At 56.4% G+C, this 3,176-nt stretch carries 1 protein-coding gene; it reads right to left on the bottom strand.

The features are described from left to right. Positions 1-419: 419 nt before the first annotated feature. Complete coding sequence (locus HMPREF0673_RS03670; RefSeq protein WP_083825689.1) at positions 420-3,116, bottom strand: thiol protease/hemagglutinin PrtT; 2,697 nt, start codon at positions 3,114-3,116, stop codon at positions 420-422. Between the last annotated feature and the right edge of the window lie 60 nt (positions 3,117-3,176).

Here is a 3,176-nt window from a genome sequence, read left to right as displayed (position 1 = left end):
ATGCGCTAAATTAATTCCGCCAACGGGTTGTTAAAAATATTCTGCTATGGATATAAAAACAAAAGGAGGGGTGTCAAAACTCAATCAATGTGGGCTGAAAGCCCAACAACCACATAGCCCAGGGCAGCGCCCTGGGTGTTGATTGTATATGTTGAATAGTGCGCCCTGTAAGGGCAACAGCTTAATAATTAGGCTTTTGCCCTTACAGGGCGTGGGGTTAGTGTGGCGCATATTTACCCAGGGCGTTGCCCTGGGCTATGTGCTTTTGCCCCTTCGGGGCGTGCTATTTATGAGTTTTGACACACCACCATTAACAACAGAAATACAAATCATTACAACTATTTGCAATGGCTACGGCAGGAATGCCGTAGCCTCCTACGATGCTTAGCCCTAAGAGCTGTGCTGATTTGCAGGTGGTCTTAGAGGCAGAGTTTGTAGACGTGTGTCTGCTTGCCTGTTTCTATGCGCAGCACGTACACGCCGGGGGCGAGGTGTGATGTTGAGATGGTGAGGTGTTGAGGCTTTGAGGTGTTCTTGCTCTGGCAAGCGGCAAAAGCCGAGCGGAGGTGGTGTGATGGGGAGGTGGTGATCAGCTCGCCGCTCACGTTGTAGAGGCTTACGCTCTTGATGCCTTCGCCGGTGACAACAATCTGCGAGCCCTCGCGACTCACGCTTACGGTAGAAGCCGCAGCCGACTCAATGCTGGTTGGTATGTCGTGGGTGAGTGTGAGCAGGTCGCCCTCGCGCTTGATGTATGTTGCTGGTGCGTCTGCCACCTTCAGCTCCATGTCTTCGCCGTTCTTTGCGCCCATCATCATCACCTTATATATATGTCCGTCCTCGAACGGCACGCTGCTCTTGCGCAGCCAGTAGCTGTAGAGCGGAATGTCGAAGGCAGAAGACACGGTTACGTCATCGTCGATGCCGTTGACAGCCACCGTCTCGCAGAGCTCCACGTCCTCGCACATCATCTTCACGTGACCCTCGTAGCTGAGTTTCTCGTTGGTGCGCAGCAGTACGCCGATTTTAAAGAGCGAAGTCTGCGACATGTCGAGTACGCCCGACTCTACCTTCTGCTCCGAGTTGTCGCTGAAGAACACCTCCACCTTCGCCATGAGCGGTTTCTCCTCAGCCTTTACTACTTCGATGTAAGCTGCATCCTTGTCGTGTATGTTGTTGATAGGGTAGAAGTCGGTCTCCTCCTGGTCGCGTGTCGCTTCGAGCTTCACCTCGTAGCGTGCCGGGGTGAGGTCGGTGGGTATCGAGAGTTTAACAGGTATCTCCATCTCGGTGAAGCCCTCAATCTCCGTCAGCTGGTCGACACGTGTGTTCAGCACCACCTGCTTAGCCTCGTCGAGCAGCTGCACGCGCAGATAGCAGTCGCGTGGCATGCCGTTGAGGTTCTTCAGGTTGAAGTAGGCGTATATGCTTTCGCCCTGCTCTGCATTGGCAGAGAGGCGTGGCTGGTTCATGAGCTGGAAGACGACATTCTCCGTAGAGCAGGTCTCGGAGATGCGTCCCTTGCCGTCGGTGAGCTCCACTTCGATTGTCGGTGCCTTCTTCATGCGCAGGAAGTCGCCCCATGTTCCGTCTTCGCCCATAGCTGCGCATACGGGCACGAGGCGGTAGTAGCCGTTGGGAAGGGCGTCGAAGCTCACCTTCGTTGAGAGTGTGTGCACCATGAGGTTGTCGGTGCCCATGCTGCCACCGTAGTCGCCGAAGATGCGCTGCGTAAATCCGCCTGTGGCGTGGTCGTCCGAGTAAGCCACGCTCTTGAAGTTGCCCTCGGCGTCGTATACAGCCACGCCCACGTCGCCCTTGAACGCCTTGCCCTTGTTCACGAACGAGGTCATCTCTATGGTCTGCTCCTTGTATGCGTCGAACGCCTTGTCTGCGGCATCCTTCATCGTGAACGTGCCGCCCTCGTTGAACATCAGCTGCGGCATGTTCTCAAGCAGTCCGGGGTCTATTGCCGGATACTTGCCGTTGTTCGGGTGGGCGAGTATGGCGGTGATGGCGCGGTTGAACGCGAGGGGTTTGTTGCCGAACTCGTCGCCCGTCTCCTGCAGGCTGAGGTTGGTGAGCGAGAAGTAGGCGTCGCCTCCGCCGTCCCATCCGAAGTTCATGTGGAAGAGTCCGTTCTCGTCGAAGCCGTCGGTGACCCAGGCGTGGCCCGAGCTTGAGCCGGATGGGCGGCCCTCCAGGTAGACGGGGCAGCCACCCAGCAGCTCCTCGCGCAGTATCTCGGAGAAGCGTGTTGCGCCCTCCATCGCCTTTGTCACGTAAGCCGCCGTGTAGTCGAAGTGCTTCTGCAGCGCGTTGTATGCGTTCACACCCTGTGTGCCGCTGAGTGCGGGGGTGTACTGCATGAACGACGCCACGCCGAAGTCTCTCATGAGCAGCGCCACGGCTGCTCGCTGCTCCTTCGTGGGCTGCACGGGGTAGCGGTAGTCGTCGAGCATGTTCGCCCAGTCGTAGTGCGACTGAGAGAAGTCGACGTACACGTCGTCGTCATAGGCAGCCACCTTGTAGCCGTTCTCGCCCTTGCCCTGTGCCGGCCAGCGGTGGTAGCGCATTATCTGCGCCATAGCTGTAGCCACGCAGCCCGTGTAGGGATAGCCGCAGAGCTCGTTGTACGGCTCGGACTGTCCCCACTTGCTCTTGAGCAGCGGTGTGACGGTCTTGGTGAAGAGTCCGGTGCGTGCAGGAGCGTGTGCTACGACTGTTCCCTCCTTCAGCGCCTGGTAGCCCTGCCTGTAGCCTTCGAGCAACAACCTAACGCAGGGATTAGCGTTGAGCGTGTCGAGCGTTTGCTCTTTGCTGTATGCGAGCACTTCGCCCATAGCGTCGTCGCCGGCTACGATCACGAAGCCGCGACCGTCGGCAGCGTTGAAGAGATGGTAGGGTGAGGGGGTGAGGGGGTGAGATGTTGAGGTGGTGAGGTGTTGAGATGTTGATCTTATTCCACATTGTTTCTCTATGAATCGTTTTGCGATCTGCGCCGCCTTTTGCGGGCTGATAGGGTTAGCGTTTGCTGTCTGTAGGGCGATGGCAAACGTGCACATGATTACCGATAATACGGTGCTGATTTGTTTCGGATTATGTTTCCTTTTCATTAGTAATGTTATTGTTGTTGTATGAGGGTGCAAAGTTACTACAAAAAAGTGAAATGCGGA

Origin of the sequence: Leyella stercorea DSM 18206, assembly GCF_000235885.1 — a bacterium.
Taxonomy (GTDB): Bacteria; Bacteroidota; Bacteroidia; order Bacteroidales; family Bacteroidaceae; genus Prevotella; species Prevotella stercorea.
This window is presented reverse-complemented; position numbering and strand designations above follow the sequence as displayed.